The 2,307-nt window shown below is 69.1% G+C and carries 4 protein-coding genes; 2 read left to right on the forward strand and 2 right to left on the reverse strand.

Annotated features, from left to right (window positions below):
- Positions 1-255: hypothetical protein (locus FDZ70_09440; protein TLM70012.1), on the reverse strand; the 255-nt coding region annotated here is incomplete at its 3' end.
- Between the two features lie 13 nt (positions 256-268).
- Positions 269-1,360: an isocitrate/isopropylmalate dehydrogenase family protein gene (locus tag FDZ70_09445; protein ID TLM70013.1), complete on the reverse strand. Its 1,092-nt coding sequence runs from the start codon at positions 1,358-1,360 to the stop codon at positions 269-271.
- Between the two features lie 188 nt (positions 1,361-1,548).
- Here FDZ70_09445 and FDZ70_09450 point away from each other — a divergent pair, with 188 nt between their 5' ends.
- Together FDZ70_09450 and FDZ70_09455 are read left to right on the forward strand one after the other, a co-directional pair.
- Positions 1,549-1,779 (forward strand): AbrB/MazE/SpoVT family DNA-binding domain-containing protein, encoded by a 231-nt coding sequence (locus FDZ70_09450; GenBank protein TLM70014.1) that lies wholly within the window; start codon positions 1,549-1,551, stop codon positions 1,777-1,779.
- A 3-nt stretch (positions 1,780-1,782) separates the two neighbouring features.
- Entirely contained in the window at positions 1,783-2,178 is a 396-nt protein-coding gene (locus tag FDZ70_09455) for a type II toxin-antitoxin system death-on-curing family toxin (protein TLM70015.1), read from the forward strand.
- Positions 2,179-2,307 lie beyond the last annotated feature (129 nt).

Consider the following 2,307-nt stretch of genomic DNA (forward strand, 5'->3'; position numbering starts at 1 on the left):
GCCGGACGCGGTCCCGGTCGCGACGTCGGCCGGCGGGCCGCCGATCACGCGCGCCGGGCCGCCGAGGTCGCGCGCGTCCTGCCCGCGGCCCGCGCGGATCGCGAGCCATGCCCCGCCCACGCCCGCCGCGACCGCGATCACCGCGAGCGCGATGACGATCGCACGCTTGTGCGAGGAGTCGACCGACGCCCAGTAGCGGCGCTCGTCGCCCTCGCCCGCGATGGGCTCGCGTACGTCGCGCTCGCCGCGGGCCATCGCCGTCGCCGCCCTACAACCCCGCGATGATCGCGTCGGCGTACTCGCTCGTGCCGACGCTTCCCGCGGTGCTGCCGGTGACGGACCGCTTCACGTCATAGGTGACGTGCGTGCCGTCGGCGATGACGGCCTTCACGGACGCGAGGACACGCTCGGCGGCGTCCGCCTCGCCGAGGTGCTTCAGCATGAGCACCGCCGAGAGGATCTCGGCCGTGGGGTTCGCGACGTTCTTGCCGGCGTACTTCGGCGCCGAGCCGTGGACCGGCTCGAAGACCGCGCAGTCGGCGCCCATGTTCGCGCCCGACGCGATGCCGAGCCCGCCGATGAGGCCGGCGGCCAGGTCGGAGACGATGTCGCCGTACAGGTTCGGCAGCACGAGCACGTCCCACCACTCCGGGTGCAGGACGAGCTGCATGCAGGTGGCGTCGACGATGTAGTCCTCGAACTCGATCCCGGAGTCGGCGTACTCCTCGGCGACCTCGCGGGCGACCTTCAGGAACAGGCCGTCGGAGTGCTTGAGGATGTTGGCCTTGTGGACCGCGGTGACCTTCTTGCGGCCGTTGGCGATGGCGTAGTCGAACGCGTAGCGCACGATGCGCTGCGTGCCCGAGATCGAGATCGGCTTCAGCGAGATGCCCGAGTCGGGCCGGATGGTGCCGGCGCCCTTGGCCGACGCGAACTCGATGAGCTCGCGCGCACCCTCGCTGCCCTGCTCGAACTCGATGCCTGCGTAGAGGTCCTCGGTGTTCTCGCGAACGATGACCAGGTCGATGTCGTCGTAGCGCGCGCCGCTGCCGGGGATCGAGAACGACGGGCGCAGGCAGGCGTACAGGTCGAGCTCCCGGCGCAGCGCGACGTTCACGCTGCGAAAACCGGTGCCCACGGGCGTGGTGATCGGGCCCTTGATGGCGACCTTGTTCTTGCGGACCGACTGCAGGACGTGGTCGGGCAGCGGGGTGCCGTACTTCTCCATGACGTCGCTGCCTGCCTCGGCGACCTCCCAGGCGACGTCGACGCCGGCCGCCTCGACGACGCGGGTCATTGCGGCGGTGACCTCGGGACCGATCCCGTCGCCGGGGATGAGCGTGACGGTGTGCTTGGCCATGTGTTCGCGGGCCTTTCGGGTGTTGGGCGAAGCGTGCGGGAGTGATTCTACGCGAGTGGCGTTTGGTCAGGAACCGTTGAGGATTCGGTTGGACCTCCGATTCACGATGTGACTGCACGCGTGACCGTGGCCCGGGAAGGAGTATACTGATGTCAGTACAATGTACTACCACCGTGGAGGCTGAACGCATGCGCAAGCGACTGGTCCGGCACGGCAACAGCCGAGCGATCGTGATCGACAAGACCTTGATGGAGCTGGTCGGACTCGACGAGGACGGCGAGGTGCAGTTGACGGTGGAGGGAGACAGCCTCGTCATCGTCCCCGTCCGCAAGCCCGACTCGCGCGAGGCGAAGTTCGAGCGCGCCCTTCACGAGTCGCTCGAGAAGTACGCCGACGTGTACCGTCGTCTGGCGGAGTAACGCGTGGAGCCGGTGTTCCTCACGCGCGACGAGGTCATCGCGCTTCACATCGCCCAGATCGAGGCGTTCGGCGGCGCGCACGGCGTCCGCGACGAGGGACTGCTGGAGTCGGCGCTCGCGATGCCGGGCGCCGGCTTCGGGGACGACTACCTCCATCGCGACGTGTTCGAGATGGCCGCCGCGTACCTGTTCCACCTCGTGATGAACCACCCGTTCGTCGACGGGAATAAGCGCACCGGCCTACATGCAGCCGACGTGTTCCTGCGCGTGAACGGGTGGGATTCCTCGATGGAGCCGGACGCGCTCTACGAACTGGTCATCGCCGTGACCGAGGGGCGGGCGGACAAGCCGGTGATCGCGGCGGCGTTCCGCGAGCACTCGGTGCCACGGGCGGAGTAGCGGCCGCTACTTCTTCGCGGGCGGCTTCTTCGCGGCAGGCTTGGCGGGCGTTGCCTTCGGCGCGGGCGCAGGCTTGGCCGCCGACGCCGGCTTTCCTGCGGGGCTGTCTCTTTTTCACCTCTCCGGGGC

This window comes from Actinomycetota bacterium, assembly GCA_005774595.1.
Taxonomy (GTDB): domain Bacteria; phylum Actinomycetota; class Coriobacteriia; order Anaerosomatales; family D1FN1-002; genus D1FN1-002.

Bases quoted from the DNA above. Each gene is read 5' to 3' on its own strand.
- FDZ70_09445 (TLM70013.1), bottom strand. From the start codon at position 1,360: ATGGCCAAGCACACCGTCACGCTCATCCCCGGCGACGGGATCGGTCCC.
- FDZ70_09450 (TLM70014.1), top strand. From the start codon at position 1,549: ATGCGCAAGCGACTGGTCCGGCACGGCAACAGCCGAGCGATCGTGATC.